This is a genomic window from Halopenitus persicus, from assembly GCF_900107205.1.
Lineage (GTDB): Archaea > Halobacteriota > Halobacteria > Halobacteriales > Haloferacaceae > Halopenitus > Halopenitus persicus.
This window is the reverse complement of sequence record NZ_FNPC01000011.1, coordinates 21255-36705: the sequence shown is the minus strand read 5'-3', so window position 1 is coordinate 36705 and position 15451 is coordinate 21255. Positions and strand designations below refer to the sequence as shown.

The 15451-nt window shown below is 69.5% G+C and carries 13 protein-coding genes, 1 other RNA gene and 1 pseudogene; 9 read left to right on the top strand and 6 right to left on the bottom strand.

The features are described 5' to 3' along the window. Positions 1 to 46: 46 nt before the first annotated feature. Together BLV25_RS14460 and BLV25_RS14455 are read left to right on the top strand one after the other, a co-directional pair. Complete coding sequence (locus BLV25_RS14460; RefSeq protein WP_092734606.1) at positions 47 to 2008, top strand: ATP-binding protein; 1962 nt, start codon at positions 47 to 49, stop codon at positions 2006 to 2008. An 80-nt stretch (positions 2009 to 2088) separates the two neighbouring features. Then, positions 2089 to 2508: a universal stress protein gene (locus BLV25_RS14455; RefSeq protein WP_021074800.1), complete on the top strand. Its 420-nt coding sequence runs from the start codon at positions 2089 to 2091 to the stop codon at positions 2506 to 2508. Positions 2509 to 2647: 139 nt separating this feature from the next. On the opposite strand, the gene BLV25_RS14450 is transcribed toward BLV25_RS14455, so the two are convergent. Further along, a complete protein-coding gene (locus BLV25_RS14450; RefSeq protein WP_092734603.1) occupies positions 2648 to 3967 on the bottom strand; it encodes a KaiC domain-containing protein in 1320 nt (439 codons plus the stop codon). 198 nt (positions 3968 to 4165) lie between these two features. Between BLV25_RS14450 and BLV25_RS14445 the strand changes: the two genes are divergently transcribed. Both BLV25_RS14445 and BLV25_RS14440 read left to right on the top strand, forming a co-directional pair. Continuing rightward, a complete protein-coding gene (locus BLV25_RS14445; protein ID WP_021074802.1) occupies positions 4166 to 4993 on the top strand; it encodes an NAD(+)/NADH kinase in 828 nt (275 codons plus the stop codon). 57 nt (positions 4994 to 5050) lie between these two features. Next, a complete protein-coding gene (locus BLV25_RS14440; protein WP_218128650.1) occupies positions 5051 to 5743 on the top strand; it encodes a ribonuclease HII in 693 nt (230 codons plus the stop codon). 130 nt (positions 5744 to 5873) lie between these two features. Here BLV25_RS14440 and BLV25_RS14435 read toward each other — a convergent pair whose 3' ends face one another. Both BLV25_RS14435 and secF read right to left on the bottom strand, forming a co-directional pair. Further along, positions 5874 to 7493, bottom strand: a complete 1620-nt coding sequence (locus tag BLV25_RS14435) for a preprotein translocase subunit SecD (protein ID WP_021074804.1) — start codon at positions 7491 to 7493, stop codon at positions 5874 to 5876. After that, positions 7494 to 8414 carry a protein translocase subunit SecF gene (gene secF / locus BLV25_RS14430; protein WP_092734600.1) on the bottom strand — a complete coding sequence of 307 codons (921 nt, stop codon included), beginning with the start codon at positions 8412 to 8414 and terminating at the stop codon, positions 7494 to 7496. It lies immediately after the preceding gene. 206 nt (positions 8415 to 8620) lie between these two features. Here secF and BLV25_RS14425 point away from each other — a divergent pair, with 206 nt between their 5' ends. The 3 genes from BLV25_RS14425 to BLV25_RS14415 all read left to right on the top strand — a co-directional run bounded on the left by BLV25_RS14425 (position 8621) and on the right by BLV25_RS14415 (position 10481). Further along, entirely contained in the window at positions 8621 to 9022 is a 402-nt protein-coding gene (locus BLV25_RS14425; protein ID WP_092734597.1) for a hypothetical protein, read from the top strand. Between the two features lie 64 nt (positions 9023 to 9086). Next, positions 9087 to 9437, top strand: an RNA gene (rnpB, locus tag BLV25_RS14420) — RNase P RNA component. A gap of 75 nt (positions 9438 to 9512) precedes the next feature. Then, positions 9513 to 10481 carry an NOG1 family protein gene (locus tag BLV25_RS14415; protein WP_021074807.1) on the top strand — a complete coding sequence of 323 codons (969 nt, stop codon included), beginning with the start codon at positions 9513 to 9515 and terminating at the stop codon, positions 10479 to 10481. Between the two features lie 64 nt (positions 10482 to 10545). On the opposite strand, the gene BLV25_RS14410 is transcribed toward BLV25_RS14415, so the two are convergent. Both BLV25_RS14410 and BLV25_RS14405 read right to left on the bottom strand, forming a co-directional pair. Continuing rightward, complete coding sequence (locus tag BLV25_RS14410; protein WP_092734594.1) at positions 10546 to 10896, bottom strand: hypothetical protein; 351 nt, start codon at positions 10894 to 10896, stop codon at positions 10546 to 10548. 187 nt (positions 10897 to 11083) lie between these two features. Continuing rightward, entirely contained in the window at positions 11084 to 11623 is a 540-nt protein-coding gene (locus tag BLV25_RS14405; RefSeq protein WP_092734591.1) for a DUF5817 domain-containing protein, read from the bottom strand. A gap of 211 nt (positions 11624 to 11834) precedes the next feature. Here BLV25_RS14405 and gatE point away from each other — a divergent pair, with 211 nt between their 5' ends. Next, entirely contained in the window at positions 11835 to 13703 is a 1869-nt protein-coding gene (gene gatE / locus BLV25_RS14400) for a Glu-tRNA(Gln) amidotransferase subunit GatE (protein WP_092734588.1), read from the top strand. A gap of 31 nt (positions 13704 to 13734) precedes the next feature. Here the strand turns inward: gatE and BLV25_RS14395 are convergent, their stop codons facing one another. Further along, positions 13735 to 14217 carry an Lrp/AsnC family transcriptional regulator gene (locus BLV25_RS14395; protein ID WP_021073374.1) on the bottom strand — a complete coding sequence of 161 codons (483 nt, stop codon included), beginning with the start codon at positions 14215 to 14217 and terminating at the stop codon, positions 13735 to 13737. A 219-nt stretch (positions 14218 to 14436) separates the two neighbouring features. Here BLV25_RS14395 and BLV25_RS14390 point away from each other — a divergent pair. Then, a pseudogene (locus tag BLV25_RS14390) lies at positions 14437 to 15375 on the top strand (DMT family transporter). Positions 15376 to 15451 lie beyond the last annotated feature (76 nt).

Here is a 15451-nt window from a genome sequence, read left to right as displayed (position 1 = left end):
CGGCTCGGGGGAAAGCGATTTGCCCCTGCCCCGGCGTGTGGTAGGTATGACCCTCGAGGACTTCACCGAGTTCTCCGCCGACGACGCGGACGCGGCGGACGGGGAGAGCTCGGACGCGGCGGACTCCGCGGACGCCGCTGATCCGCCCGGAACCGGCGGCCAGACGGCCGGCGACGGCGCGCACGGTGGGACGCCGACCGGCGACGCGCCCGCCGACGTGACGGCGGGCAGCGACGCGACCGGCAACGCGACCGCCGATGGCGATGCGACCACCGATGGTGACGCGACCGGCGACGAGTCGAGTCCCTTCGAGCGATACGCCGTCGAGGCGACCGGCGAGGACGACGGGCTCGGCGTCGTCTCGGTCTCCCAGGGGCTTCGGGTCGCCGAGGAGGCCGAGGAGACGACGCTGCGGGCGTTCGTGACGACCGGGAACCGCGAGTCGGTCCGGCTCGGAAAATACCTGATCGTCCCCTATCCGGACGGGGAGCGCCTCTTCTGCCGGATCACCGGCCTCGAGTACGCCCAGGAGTTCCGGTCCGACGACGCCACCGAGATCCACGCCCGCCGCCAGATGCGCCGCGAGGAGTTCTCCGAGCGCGACTACAAGTTCGTCGCCGACCTGGAACCGATGTCGGTCGTCTACGACGACGGCGGGGACCGCAAGCGGCGGATGACCGACCGCGTCCCGAAGCCGGGCGCGGTGGTCGAGGAGGCCGCCGACGCCGCGGAGATCAAGACCGGCCTGAAGATCCCCGAGGACGGGGTCTTCCTCGGCCATCTCTCGGTCGGCGGCGAGACGGTCGAGACCGCGGCCAGCCCGCCGACCGTCGACTACCGGCTGAACGACGACTACGCCGACGGCGACCCGCTGGTCTTCCGGCACACCCTCGTGGCCGGCGGGACCGGATCCGGGAAGACCCACGCCGCGAAGAACGTCCTCCGGCAGTACCTCGACCCCGACCGGACCTACGAGATGGACGACGGGCGGGAGGCCCGGATGGCGGTCGTGCAGTTCGACCCGCAGGACGAGTACGCCCAGATGCACGACGACAACCCGTCCATCGACGACGCGTACGCCCGGCGCCTCGAGCGGGAGGGGATCGCCCACGGCGGCCACGACGACACCGTCGCGCTGGTGCCGACGACCCCGAACGCGACGTATCCCGGCGAGGGCCACCGCGCGGAGCGCGTCGCGTTCACCATCCCCTTCTCGCTCGTGCGCGACCGGCCGTGGCTCGTCGCGGGCTCGAGCCTGAACGACAACCAGTACGCCGGGCTCGTGACCCTGTTGAAGCGGTTCTTCCGCGACTACGGCGACGGGGGCACGTACGACCAGTTCGTCACCTCCCTCGACGACCCGGCCTTAAAGGAGGAGCTCCACGAATCCGGCCGGATCCACGAGGCCACCTTCGACGCGGTCAAACGGCGCGTTCGCGCCGTTCCCGGCGGTGTCTTCGACGGCGACGCCCGTCCGATCACCGACCTCGACCACACCCTGGTTCGCCCGGGCGGTCTCACCGTGATCCCGACCTACCACCTGCCGACCTCGCGGCAAAAGGAGATGTTCGTGCTCGCCGTCTCCTCGTATCTGATCGACGACAAGCTCTCGAACGACCCGACGAGCGACCGGATCAAGGAGACGCCGCTGTTGGTCGGGATGGACGAGGCGCACAACTTCCTCGCGGACGCCGACAACGTCCAGGCGCGGAAGGTGATCGGGAAGTTCACCGAGGCGGCCAAGCAGGGGCGCAAGGAGCGGCTCGGGCTGTTCCTCATCACGCAGGACCCCCAGGACATCGCCGAACCGGTCTTCAAACAGATCAACACCACGATCGTGTTGAACCTCGGCGACGAGGACGCGATCTCCAGCGTCAACATCCCGACCACCCTCGCCGGGAAGGTGCCGTACATGGAGAAGGGCCAGATGGTCGTCTACTCGCCCGACAACTCAGAGCCGGTCGAGCTGATCGGCCTCCCGCGGTGTCTCACCCGGCACGGGTCCTGAGCCGCGTCGTCGTTCCCGACGTTTCCGAGTCGCATCGTCGCCCCCGGCGTTTTTTGACGGAGTCGCTCGAACCCCGTACGATGCCCAAACGGATACTCGTCCCCGTCGACGGATCGGACTGCTCGGCCGACGCCCTGGCGTTCGCCGCCACGGAATGGCCGGACGCGGAGCTGGTGTTGTTACACGTGATCAATCCCGCCCGGTCGGCGTCGGGCTCGGAGCTGGGAATGCCGGGCGCGGTCGAGCAGTGGTACGAGAACGCGACGACGCGGTCCGAGACGATCCTCTCGAACGCGGCCGGAACCGTCGACCGCGACGTCGAGACGCTGACCGAGGTCGGCAGCCCGGGGAACACCATCCGGGAGGTCGCCGAGGCGGAGGACGTCGACCTGATCGTCATCGGGAGCCACGGCCGAACCGGCGTCTCCCGGGTCCTGCTCGGCAGCGTCGCCGAGGGCGTCGTTCGGAAGGCGTCCGTGCCGGTGACCGTGGTTCGGTGACCGAACGAAGCGCTCGTTCTTTCGGTCCCAACGCTCGTTCTTCCGGTCGCTCGCTTCTCCGGTCCCAACGCTCGTTCTCCGATCACGATCGCTCTTCCGGTCGCTCGTTTCCCCGGTCACACCGCAGCGCCTCCCGACGCTAGAAGATATTCGCCTGCTGATACACCGAGATCCCCTCGCTCGTGATCTCGTAGGGTTTCGTCTCCCGGGAGTGGTTCGCGTTGCGGATCTTCTGGATCTCGATCGCCAACCGGGTCTCGCGGAAGTCGGAGGGACGGACGTACTGGAGGATGAACACGGCGTCGGTGAGGTACTCGACGATCCCGTGTCTGGAGGCGTAGGGATTCGACTCGCTGGCCTCCGAGATGAGCATCGTCGTCACGCCGGCCTCCTTGAGCGACCTGGTAAAATCGAAGATCTCCGACCGGCGCTTGGCCGGGTGGTCGTACATCATCTCGAGCAGCGACACCGAGTCCAACACCAGCCGCTCGGCGCCGAACTCGCGGATGAGCCGGCCGAGTTCGTTGCCGATCGAGGCCAGCGAGTTGGCCATCTCGATTGGATCGATCGAGACGACCGAGAGCAGCCCGTCCGACTCGTACTCGCGAAAGTCGTACCCCTTCTCCTCGGCCGTCGAGAGGATCGCCTCCCGGCTCTCCTCGAGAGTGATGTAGACGCCGCGGTCACCGTTCGTGAGCGCCTCGTGGAGGAACTGGAGCGCGAACGTCGTCTTCCCGGTTCCGGCGGCGCCGATCGTCGTGATGAGCGAGCGGCGGGGGACGCCGCCCAGGATCATCTCGTCGAGGCCCTCGATCCCGAGATCCATTCGCTCGATGTCGGAATCGAGATCGGCGTCGTCGAAGTCCGTCCCGCCCGGCGGGACGGCGGATCCCTCGCCGGGACCCGTGTCGCCGAACTCCGCGAAGCCGAACTCCCCGTCCGAACCGCCGCCCGGGGCGTCGGGGGGGCTCCCGGCCGAACCGAATTCGGCGTCGGCCTCCGAACCGGGACCGGGATCGGCGTCGGGTCCCGGACCGCCGCCGGTGCTTCGGGAGTCGCCGGCGTCCCGAGCGAGCCCGATCCCGGAGCTGTTGACGGGATCGGCGCCCCTGACTCCGCCTTCGGCCGCATCGTTCGTCGCGTCGTCCTCGAAGCCGCCGGTGTCGTGCGTTTCTCCGGCGCCCGGCTCGTCGGCCTCCGTGGCCCCTCCTTCCGCCTCGTCCGCTTCGTCCGTCCGGTTCGTCCCGCCCTCGGCCGCCTCGTTCGTCCCGTCTTCAGTCGTCCGGTCCGTCCCGTCCTCGTCCGCCCTCGATTCGGCGAGTTCGCGGCGCGCCCGTTCGAACCAGTCCTCCTCCGCGTCCTCGTCCCCGTCCCGGTCGGGTTCGGCCGGGTCGCGTTCGTCTCCCTCCCGGTCGGATTCGGCCGGGTCACGCTCGTCCTCGGCCCGGTCCTCGGTCATCGATGTCCTCCGAGCCGGTCGCCGTGGCTCGAGCCGTCGGGACGGCTGGTCGGCCTCCCGTGATGGCGTCGGTGCTCGCCATCCGATCGCCGACTCGTTCGCGTCCCCCCTCGACGACGTCCCATACCCGACCGATGGGCGGGTCGCGGCTTGAAACTTTACGTGTGGGTTTTTTACCACGGAACCGAACCCGGCGGTATGGACGTCGGGATCGTCGCACAGAAGGAGAACCCCCGTGCGGCAGCGCTCGTCGACTCGCTTGCCGACTCGCTCGCCGACCGCGGGGTGGCCGTCCGGATCGACGAACTGACAGCCGACGCGCTCGAGACGGCGGGGGACCCCGTCTCGGCGTTCGACGAGTGCGACCTCGTCGTGGCGATCGGCGGCGACGGGACGTTCCTGTTTGCGGCCCGCAACGCCGATGGCACGCCGGTCCTCGGCGTCAACCTCGGCGAGGTCGGGTTCCTCAACGCGGTCGCGCCCGAGGACGCCGAGGACGCGGTCCTCGAGGAGGTCACCGCGTTCCGCGAGGGGGAGATGGACGTCCGCGAGGCGCCGCGGCTCGTGGCGAGCGTCGGCGAGTGGCGCTCGACCCCGGCGGCCAACGAGATCACGGTTCAGGGCGAACGACGGGGCCGCGGCGGCGGGATCGACTACGAGGTTCGCGTCGGCGGCGCCTTGTACTCCGGCACCCACGCCGACGGGGTGCTCGTGGCGACCCAGACCGGATCGACGGCGTACAACCTCTCCGAGAACGGGCCGATACTCCACCCGGGCGTCGAGGCGATCGTCCTCAACGAGATGTGTGCCGACGAGGGGATGGCGCCGCTCGCGGTCGACACCGACGCCGAGATCACGGTGACGGTCACGGCTGCCGGCACCGAGTCGGCGGTCGTCATCAGCGACGGTCGACGACCGACCGCCTTCGATCCCCCGCTCGACGTGACCGTCTCCCGGGCCGACGTTCCGATGCGGATCGCCGGCCCGCGCTCGGACTTCTTCGAGGCGCTCGGCAAACTGGAGTGATCCCGAGTGGCACGGATCGGCGCCGACGAGGCCGGGAAGGGGCCCGTGCTCGGACCGATGGTCGCCGCCGCCGTTCGGGCGGACCCCGCGGACCTTCCGGACGGGATCGACGACTCGAAGCGGGTCGCCCCCGCGCGTCGCGACGCCCTCGACGAACGCCTGCGGGCGAGCCCCGGCGTCGACGTCGGCGTCGCCGCGATCGAACCAGCCGAGATCGACGATCCCGAGACCGATATGAACACGCTCACCGTCGCGGCGCAGGCGCGCGCGGTTCTGGACCTCCTCGCGTCGACCGATTCGTCGTCGGCCGATTCATCGTCGGCCGATCCGTCGATTGAGCTCCCGCAGCCGCTTCGCCTGCTCGTCGACGCCGGGGACGTCTCCGAGGATCGGTTCGGCCGTCGCGTCCGGGAGGCCCTCGAGGAGGCGCTTTCGCGGGAAACGAGCCGTGACGACTCGCCGAGCGTCTCGGTCACCGCCCGTCACGGCGCAGACGCCGACTCGCCGCTCGTGGGCGCCGCCTCGATCGTGGCCAAGGTCGAACGCGACCGTCGCATCGAGGCGATCGACGACCGGTTCCCCGAGTACGACGGCGTCGGCAGCGGGTACCCGAGCGACCCGACCACCGCGGCGTTTCTGGAGGCGTACGTGGACGATACCGGCGACGTCCCCGACTGTGCGCGCCGGTCCTGGCGGACGTGCGAGCGGCTGCTTGCGGCCCACGAACAGTCGGGACTCGAGGAGTTTTGAGCGCGTTCCGGGTTCCGTTCGTCACCGCCGGCGGCATTCGGAGGAAGGGTCGTCGGCTTCGGGATCGGTCATCGGCGCTTGCTGACTCGCCGGTCGGCCAGCAGTCGGTCGCCGGTCGGTCAACAGCCGGTCACCGGTCGGTCAGCAGCATCCGGAGGATGTCCCCGTAGGCCGGCCGGGTGACGAGGACGCCGATGAGGACGCCGAGGATGGTGAAGATGGCGAACCCGGACAGATCCCCGAGGCTCAACACCATCAGCGGCGACATCGCGATGATCGTCGTCGCCGCCGCGGCGCCGATCACCCAGAACGCCCGCCGGAACCGGGAGTCGAAGACCTTCTTCGAGCTGACGTCGCCCTCGCTCATCACCTCGTCGGCGATGATCACGAGGTCGTCGACGCCGGTCCCGACCACCGCGATGAACCCGGCGATGACCGCGAGATCGAGCGGATAGCCGAGGAGCGCGGCGAACCCGAGCAGGGTGTACACCTCCGTCAGCGCGGTCACGATCATCGGCAGCGCGACCGTGGGTTCGCGGTAGCGCAGGAACACCATCCCGGCCACGGCGAACACGGAGAGGATCCCCGTGATCAGCGAGTAGGTCTTGAACTGCTCGCCCTGTGTCGGGGAGATGTACGAGGAGGACCCATCGCCCAGCTCGGCCGGCAGGGCGCCGGCACGCAGGTTGATCGAGATCTGCTGGGCGCGCTCGAAGGAGCCCTCGGCGGTCCCGGTCGTCAGCCGGAAGCCGGGATCGTTCGCCCAGGACCCGCTCGTCATGCTGCGGAGCAGGTCGCCGTCCATCCCGAAGGAGTTGACGACCTCGCCGTCGACCACAAGCAGGAGGCACGGCTCCTCGCTTTCGGCGTAGTCCGCGGTACATCGCCAGCCGTCGGTTCCGGGGTTTCCGGCGGCGGCGTCCGCCTGGCTGACCGCCTGCTGAAGCTGCTGTGCCGGCGTCGCCTGTCCCTCCGGCGCGGTGTCGACGACCGAGACCGGAACGTACGCCTGGTTGCTCTGGCCGCGACTGGCGGTCCCGACGTTCTCGAAGTCGTCCTGGGTCACCACCCCACGGTTGCGGGTCCCGTTTCCGTCGTTCGGAATGAAGATGTCAATCCGAACGGTCCCGCGCTCGGCGATCAGCTCCTCGACGTCCTGGCGGTCCTCGCCGGGCACCTCGATCAGGACGAACGAGCGCCCGTTCGCGTCGACGATCTCGCGGACGCTGCCGCCCGAGAGTCCGGCCTCGTTGATCTTCCCCTCGATGACCTCGATGGTCGCCTCTCGGGTCTCCTCGGTGACCCCCGGCCGGACGCCCTCGTAGGTGTAGCCGGCGGCCTCGATCGCCGCGGTGAACTCCGTCTCGGAGACGTTCGTGTCGGTCACCTCGACGGCCCCGGTGCCGCCCTCGGCGGGATCGCGCAACTCCGCGTTGACGCTCGTGCTCGTCGTGTTCGACAGCTCCCCCGCCACGTTGCTCGCGACCGTCGCCGGGTCATCTCCCTGGAAGGCGACGTCCGTCGCGGTGTACCCGACGAGCGGCGCACGGATCCGCGTTCCGCCGTCGAGGTCGAGCCCGAACTGGAGGTTCGTCAGTCCGTCGGCGGTGCCGTTGGCGCCGTCGTCCGCGCCGATCCCCTCCGCGCCGGCGGTCGGCGCGAACTGCGGGGCGAAGAGGACGACCGTCGCGGCCAGCACCGCGACGACGAGGAGTCCGACGCGCCAGTGGCGCTTGATCGAGTCGATCATCTATCGTCGCACCCCCTCGAAGGAGTACCAGCGAAGCAGCGAGACGTTGAGCAGATACGTGTTCATCAGGTCCGCACACAGCCCGACGGCGAGGATCACGCCGATGTTTCTGAGCAGGTCGATCCCGAATATCCACGCGACGATCGCCATCACGATCATCGCGGCGATGGAGGTGATCGTCATCGTCACGCCGGTGCGCATCGCGCGCTGAACGGACTCGTAGAAGTCGCCGGTCCGGCGCAACACGGAGTTGTTCAACAGGATGTCCGAGTCGACCGAGTACCCGATGATCATCAGCAGCGCCGCGACCGTCCCGAGCGTCATCTCGATCCCGAGGAGGTTCATCACGGCGACCGGGATGACGATGTCGGAGAACGCCGAGATGACGACCGCGATCGACGGAATGAACGTCCGGAACATCGCGAAGACGAGCACGCTCATCCCGAGGAACGCGATCACGACCCCGCCGAGCGCCTGGGTCTGCACGCCGCTGCCGAAGCTCGGGGAGACGATGTCCTCGCCGGTGACCGCGAAGCCGGCGTCCTCGGCCTCGCCCGCGATGTCGCCGAAGTCGCCGCTTTCGGCCCCCTGCGGCAGGTCCTCCGGACGGAACGTCACGATGTAGGTCTCGTCGCCCGGCACGTACTGGACCGAGGAGGGCTCGATCGAGAAGGTGTCCGGGTCCTCGAGCCGTGCCCGCGCCTCGGGGGTTCCCATCTCGAGGTCCGACGTCTCGGACGCCGACAGCCGCAGTTCGGCGCCGCCCGTGAACTCGACGCCCAGATCCGCCGGGGCACCCGTCGCGAGGTACCACCCGCCGAGGATCACAAGCGCCACCGCCAGGACCGCGAGCGGGATCGCGACCAGCTGGCGGTTGGTGTAGTCCGTGTACTCGACCTCCGGTACCTCGATCGCTACCATATGTTTCCGGGGTCCGGCTGCGCGCCGAATAAGCTTTCTTATCGCCAGCCACGACGTCCGTCGATCGGCTCCTCGGCCGTGCCGGCGGTCAACCCGCGTCTCTCCCCCGACGACCGCCCTCCGTATCCACGGTGCCCGTCGAAGTCGCGGCGGCGATCGCCGTGATCGCCGAAAGGCGTTACTCCCGTCGCCCCGTATGGGTGGATATGTCACAGTCCGACCCGACGGACTCGACGGCGACCGCAACGCCGGCGCGACCGACCGCGACGCGGGTCGTCCTCTCGATGCCGGAGGGCGTGAGCGGCTGGGTTCGCTCCCAGATCGACGCCGACCGCTATCGGGGCTACTTCCGCCGAACGCTCGGCGAGGTCTCGGTCGGCGACGTGACCGAGGAGTTCGTCGACATCGGCTGCTGCGGGAACAACCTCGACGTCCCGTTTCGCGTCGAGCGGATCGAGGTCGATGACGACGGGAACACCGGGTCCACGGACGAAACCGCCGCCGAGGTCGCCGTCGTCGACGAGAACACGGCGATCGAGTACGTCGATCGTGCGGGCGACGTCGAGGGGGGCTGGAAGGTTCAGAGCGCGGACGGGCCGACGCGGTGAGGCGCCGTCGGCGACGTCTGCGGCGACGGAATCCTTATCCCGAGCGATCGCCTACCGCCGCGTGGACAGAGGGAGCTCGACCCCCGTGCCGCGGGCGGCCCCGCCGCCCAACGCATGAGGAAAGTCCCCCCACCGGCCGGACGGGCGACCGGGCGCAAGCCCGGAGTCGGAGACGGCTGGCGCTGGAACAGAAACGAGACCCCCTGCCCCGACCGATGAGGCGTGCGAACCGACCCGCAAGGGAAGGGAGCTAACCCGCCGAGGGACACGCGGCGCACTGCGTCGCAGACGGGCAGGAAGGGATGGAACGGCGAATCCTCGCCGGTGCAAGTCCGCGCCGATAGGTAGTCCGGCCACGGCGCGGACGCTCAGCCGAATGTCGAGCCGAACGGAAGGGGGCTTACTCCCCTCAGTCCGCCACCATTCGCCAGCGGCGGCGTCGTTCCGGCCGAACGGACGCCCTTATACGCGTTCACGCGCAACCGGACGTATGATATTCGAGGACCTCCAGACGACCCCGCGCGCGGAGGAACTCATCGACAAGGCGTTCTCGCGGGCCGCGCGAGCCGGCCGGGCGAAGTCCGGCCACGAGGCCCAGGAGTCGATGCTGCGGACCGCCGGCAACGTGCTCTCCGATAACCTCTCGAACGTGGTGACGTCCTGGCCCGACTTCGAGTACGACGTCGACCCGTTCTACTACGAGCTCGCGGACGCGATCGTCGACGTCGACGAGCTCCGCCAGTCGCTCTCGGAGGTGATGTGGGCGAGCCGCCAGATCGAGTCGATCCGCGACGAGTACACCACGAAGATCCGCCGGAGCGACGTCGACACGGCGCGGAAACACCGCAAGCAGGCGTTCGCCCGGATGGCCGACGTCGCCGAGGAGGTCGCGGACGACCTCCGCCTGATCGGCGACGCCCGCGACGACCTGAAGACGCTGCCCGACATCCGAACCGACGAACCCGCGATCGTCGTCGCCGGCTACCCGAACGTCGGCAAGTCCTCGTTCGTCAACCGGGTCACCCGCGCCTCCAACGAGATCGCCGAGTACCCCTTCACCACCCGCGGCGTGCAGATCGGCCACTTCGAACGCGACCACGTCCGCTATCAGATCGTCGATACGCCGGGGCTGCTCGACCGCCCGCTGGAGGAGCGCAACGACATCGAGCTGCAGGCAGTCTCCGCGCTCGAGCACCTCGCCGACTGCGTCCTCTTCGTCGTCGACGCCTCGGGCGACTGCGGGTACCCGATCGACGTCCAGCTGGCGCTGCGCGACGAGCTGGCGTCGCTGTTCGGCGCGGACGTTCCCCTGCTTACGGTCTGCAACAAGCGGGACCGGTCGACCGACGTCGAGGCCGACGCCTATATGAGCGTCACCGAGGACGAGAACGTCGAGGCGGTGCTTGACATGGCCGTCGACGCCGTCGGCTACGAGCCGGATCTCCCCTCGCGGGAGTGACCGCGGGGAAACGAGCGGCGGTGGTGACCACGACTTCGACCGGAGACATCGAGGCTCCGCCCGCTCACACCGAGGTTCCGCCGCGACCGCCGCGCAGGATGGCGTCCTGTAACAACAGCCCGCCGCCGATCCCCAACAGCGCGATGCCCAGCCAGGCGATCGGTCCCTCCCCATCGACGGCGACGACGAGGAAGCCGGCGCTCGCGAGCAGGTGGCCGGCCATCTGCTCGTAGTAGCCCTCCCGCCCGTACGCGACCGCGACCGCCGCGAAGCCGATGCCACACGCGCCCAGCGCGAGCCGCACGGCGGCGACGCTCGCGATCCCCGGCGCGAGCACCTGCACCGCCGCCGCAGCCGCGCCCGCCGCCGCCAGGACGACGACGACCGCGACGAGCGCACGGACCGGGTCGTTCATCGTGGTAAATATACACACACCATTCCTTTAAACCCCAGTCAGACGTCCGTCATCGGCGGGTTCGGCGATCCGGTGTGTGGTAAGCAGTGGGTGGTGGGTGATGTGTTCGATCCGGCGCCGGGAGTCGTCCTCCGTCCCGTCCTGATCGTGTTCCGACTCGGGCCGTCCGAAAGGGCCGTCGCTCGCCTCAGATCAGCCGATATCGACCGCGGGACTCGGAGACCTCGCCGCGCCGCCGGAGCTTCTCGAGGAGATCGCGGGCCGCCTCGGCGGGGACGCCGTCGGCCGCCGCGTACGAGACGATCCCCTCCTCGGTCGGCTCCTCCGCCGCGTCGACCGCCTCGCGAACGATCTCGATCCGGGAGCGTCCGCCCGAGGTTCCGCCGCCCCCCGGCGACGGGCGGTCCGCGACGGCGTCGACCGCGTCGGGATCGATCCCCACGCCCTCGAGGTACTCGCGGTCGTCGATCCCCGCCTCCTCGGCACGCTCCGCGAGCTCGCTCGCGTGTGCGACCTCGGCGAACGCCTCGGAATCGCCGTGTTTCTTCGCGAGCAACGCCGACCGCGCCTCCCGCGCCGCCTCGCGATCCGCGGACTCGAAGAAGCGTTTGAGTCGGTCGGTCCGGTGGCGCTTCTCGCAGCGGGGACAGGTGGCGGTCTCGCTCGTCTCGGGGTCCGCCAGCAGCCACAGCGTCGCGCACTCCTTGCAGCCGACGACCGCGTACATGGCTCCGCGTTGGTCCCCCGCGGACGTGAACGTGATGGTCCTCCGCGAACGGGACCGTGGTGGTTTCCCGCCGACGGGACCGTGGGTTCATCACTGGCGTGGCTGGTGCCGGTCTCCCGCGCCGAGGGTCACTGCGCCGAGAGTCACTGCCCCGAGGACCGCCGCGTCGAACTGCCACCCTTTTTACTCCGGCGAGCCGGAGACGCTCCCAATGACCGAGTACGACTACGAGGAGCTGGGCCTCGTCGCCGGGCTGGAGATCCACCAGCAGCTGGACACGGCGACGAAGCTGTTCTGTGACTCCCCCACGACGCTCCGGGAGCCCGAGGCGGCCGACCGCGAGTTCACCCGGTACCTTCACCCGACGAAGAGCGAGCTCGGCGAGCTCGACGAGGCCGCCCTCGAGGAGAGCCGCGTCGACCGCGAGTTCACCTATCTCGCGTACGACACCACCTGTCTCGTCGAGGAGGACGACGAACCGCCCCACCGCCTCGACGAGGAGGCCCTCTCGGTGGCCCTCCAGATCGCCGACCTGCTCGACGTGACCGTCGTCGACCAGGCACACGTGATGCGCAAGCTCGTCATCGACGGCTCGAACACCTCGGGGTTCCAGCGCACGCTGCTGCTCGGCCAGGACGGCGAGATCGAGACCGACGACGGGCCGGTCTCGATCGTGGACCTGCTGCTCGAGGAGGAGTCGGCCCAGCGCGTCGAGGAGACCGACGACGGGGTGGTCTACTCGCTTGACCGGCTTGGGATCCCGCTCGTGGAGATCGGCACCGGGCCGGACATCCACAGTCCGGCCCAGGCGCGGGAGGCCGCCGAGCGGATCGGAACCCTGCTCCGGTCGACCGGGTCTGTCAAGCGCGGCCTCGGCACGATCCGCCAGGACGTGAACGTCTCGATCGCCGAGGGTGCCCGCGTGGAGATCAAGGGCGTGCAGGACCTCCAGGGGATCGAGGACATCGTCCGCAGCGAGGTCCGCCGCCAGAGCGAACTCGTCGACATCGCCGAGGAGCTGTCGGACCGTGACGCCGCGGTCGGCGACCCCCGCGAGGTGACCGACGTGTTCGCGGACACCGACTCCGGGGTCATCCGCGGCGCGCTCGAGGACGGCGGCGCCGTCACCGCGGTCCCGCTGTACGGCTTCGACGGCCTCGTCGGCAGGGAGATCCAGCCCGACCGGCGGCTCGGCACGGAGCTGTCCGACCACGCCAAGCGGCACGGCGCGGGCGGCATCTTCCACACCGACGAGCTGCCGGCCTACGGCGTCACCGAGGCCGAGGTCGACTCCCTCCGCGAGGCGGTCGGCGCCGGGTCCGATGACGCGGTCGCGATCGTCGCCGCGGATCCCGAGACCGCCGATCTGGCGATCGAGGCGGCCGCCGAGCGCGCCGCGGCCGCGATCGAGGGCGTCCCCGAGGAGACCCGGGACGCGAACGAGGACGGAACCACCCGGTACCTCCGCCCGCTGCCCGGCGCCGCCCGGATGTATCCCGAGACCGACGTCCCGCCGGTCGAGCCGGACCCGAGCGAGGTGGAGACGCCGGAGCTGCTCGACGAGAAGGCCGACCGGTACGTCGACGCGTTCGGCCTCGATCCCGGCCTCGCCGAGCAGATCGCCTTCGGGCAGCGGTTCCCGCTGTTCGAGACCGCCGTCGACCGCGGCGTCGACCCGACGCTTGCCGCCTCGACGCTGGCGTCGACGACCACCGAGCTGCGCCGGGACGGCGTCGCGATCGAGCGCGTGGACGACGAGCAGTTCCTCGGCGTGCTCGAGCTCGTCGAGTCCGGCGACCTCGCCAAGGAGGGCGTCGGGGGGGTCCTCGCCGAGATCGCCGCGGATCCGACGCTATCGGCCGAGGAGGCCGTCGAGGCGGCGGGCTTGGCGGGCGTCGACCGCGAGACCGTCCGCGAGGCCGTCGTCGAGGTCGTCGAGCGCAACGCCGACCAGGTCGAGGCCGAGGGAATGGGCGCCTTCTCCGGGCTGATGGGCGAGGCGATGGGCGCGCTGCGCGGGAAGGCCGACGGCGAAGTGGTCTCCGAGGTCCTCCGCGAGGAGATCGGGAAGCGAACGTAGCGCGCGGCGGTGGTGTGCGGGTGACCCTCCTTCAGTCTGTCAGTTCCTCGTTCAGCGACTCCAGGTCGTAGGTCGCCGGGCCGCGCGGCTCGTCGCGCAGCGTCGAGATGACGAACGTGGAGTTCGTCCGCTCGACCTCCGGGAGCGCCTCGAAGTCGCCGATCAGCCGTTCGACCGCGTCCGACGAGGAGAGCCGTGCGAGGACGATGAAGTCGGTCTCGCCCATCGTGAAGTACGCCTGCGTGACGCCCTCGACGGTCAACAGCTCGTCGGCGAACTCCTCGTAGGGGCCGTCGTAGTCGGCGAGGATCTCGACGATCACCGTCACACCGAGGCCGAGCTCCTCGTGGTCGAAGTCGTAGAGGTCGTTCCGGATGACCCCCGCGTCCCGGAGGTTGTTCAGCCGGTAGTGGATGGTCGAGACCGGAATGTCCGTCTCCTCGTGAAGCCGTTCCGGACTGCCGGTTCCGAGGTCGGCGATGGCCTTCAACAGCCGTACGTCGCGGTCGTCCATGGGCGGCGTTTCGGTTCGGGATCCATTGGTATTCCGATCGCGGTTCCCGCCTCCGTCTCGGTTCCTGGACACATCGCAATTCTTGGATCCTTCTCCAACCGGGACGACCGAAATCGGATCCACATCGATCGTGGTTCAATTGTTTGATCTATCATCGCCCATATCGGAATATGTTATAGACGAGTTTAAGAATATAGGAGTACTCCGATCTGATAACCAATGAACGGTGATTCGTTGCTGTCGTCTCCGATCTCGGTCGTCGCGGCGTTCTCCCTCCTCGCGGTGCTGTGGGGCGGGTCGTTCGTCGCGATCGAGATCGGGCTGGAGTATTTCCCCCCGCTGCTGTTCGCGGGGGCGCGCTACGCGATCGCCGGCGCGATCGTGTTGGGATACGCCGTGGCGGTCGGGACCCGCTGGATCCCACGCACGCGGACGGAGTGGTCGAGCATCGCCGTCACCGGCGTCCTCGTCATCGCGGTCTACCACGCGTTCCTGTACGTCGGGGAGCTCTACGTTTAGGGCGCGGTCGCGGCCGTGATCGTCAGCCTCTCGCCGGTGTTGACCGCGGCCTTCGCGGCCGTCCTGTTGCCGAACGAGCGCGTCGGACCGGTCGAGGTCGGGGGCTTCCTGATCGGGATCCTCGGCGTCGCGATGATCGCGAGCCCCTCGACCGAGGGGCTCGTCTCCGCCGAGCTGATCGGCGTCGGACTGGTGCTCGCGAGCGCGGCGGCCTTCGCGCTCGGCGCCGTGCTCCTTCGCCCGCTCCGGACGGAGTTCTCGATCGTCGCCCTCCAGGGTTGGGCGATGGTGATCGGCGCGGGGATCCTCGGTGCGGGCGCCGCGGTCACCGGCGAATCGGTCGCCGACGTCGTCCTCACGCCGACCGCCATCGTGACGCTCGCGTACCTCGCGCTGCTGTCGGGCGTGGTCGCGTTCCTCATCTACTTCGCCCTGCTTGACGCCGTGGGCCCGACCCAGCTCCACCTGATCGGCTACGCGGAGCCGATTACGGCTGCGGCGGCCAGCTGGCTGGTTCTCGGCCACCTCGTTGACGGCGATGCACTGCTCGGATTCACCGCCGTCCTCGTCGGGTTCCTCGTCCTCGAGCGCGACGCGATCCGCCGACTGGTTCACGCGCGGCTCCCGGCACGAGCGTGAACGGCGGTCCGTGACCGGGTGCGGCGGCGTGGTACGTGATCGATGCGGCGGCGTGGTACGTGACCGGCTGCGGTGG

Excerpts from the sequence above, each read along its gene's own strand:
- BLV25_RS14405 (WP_092734591.1), bottom strand. The coding sequence starts at position 11,623 with ATGTACGCGGTCGTCGGCTGCAAGGAGTGCGCGACGCTGTGGCTGCTG.
- BLV25_RS14450 (WP_092734603.1), bottom strand. The coding sequence starts at position 3,967 with ATGACCGAGGACCGGGCCGAGGACGAGCGTGACCCGGCCGAATCCGAC.
- secF (WP_092734600.1), bottom strand. The coding sequence starts at position 8,414 with ATGGTAGCGATCGAGGTACCGGAGGTCGAGTACACGGACTACACCAAC.
- BLV25_RS14435 (WP_021074804.1), bottom strand. The coding sequence starts at position 7,493 with ATGATCGACTCGATCAAGCGCCACTGGCGCGTCGGACTCCTCGTCGTC.
- gatE (WP_092734588.1), top strand. The coding sequence starts at position 11,835 with ATGACCGAGTACGACTACGAGGAGCTGGGCCTCGTCGCCGGGCTGGAG.
- BLV25_RS14440 (WP_218128650.1), top strand. The coding sequence starts at position 5,051 with ATGGTCGCCGCCGCCGTTCGGGCGGACCCCGCGGACCTTCCGGACGGG.
- BLV25_RS14425 (WP_092734597.1), top strand. The coding sequence starts at position 8,621 with ATGTCACAGTCCGACCCGACGGACTCGACGGCGACCGCAACGCCGGCG.
- BLV25_RS14455 (WP_021074800.1), top strand. The coding sequence starts at position 2,089 with ATGCCCAAACGGATACTCGTCCCCGTCGACGGATCGGACTGCTCGGCC.
- BLV25_RS14395 (WP_021073374.1), bottom strand. The coding sequence starts at position 14,217 with ATGGACGACCGCGACGTACGGCTGTTGAAGGCCATCGCCGACCTCGGA.
- BLV25_RS14445 (WP_021074802.1), top strand. The coding sequence starts at position 4,166 with ATGGACGTCGGGATCGTCGCACAGAAGGAGAACCCCCGTGCGGCAGCG.
- BLV25_RS14410 (WP_092734594.1), bottom strand. The coding sequence starts at position 10,896 with ATGAACGACCCGGTCCGTGCGCTCGTCGCGGTCGTCGTCGTCCTGGCG.
- BLV25_RS14460 (WP_092734606.1), top strand. The coding sequence starts at position 47 with ATGACCCTCGAGGACTTCACCGAGTTCTCCGCCGACGACGCGGACGCG.
- BLV25_RS14415 (WP_021074807.1), top strand. The coding sequence starts at position 9,513 with ATGATATTCGAGGACCTCCAGACGACCCCGCGCGCGGAGGAACTCATC.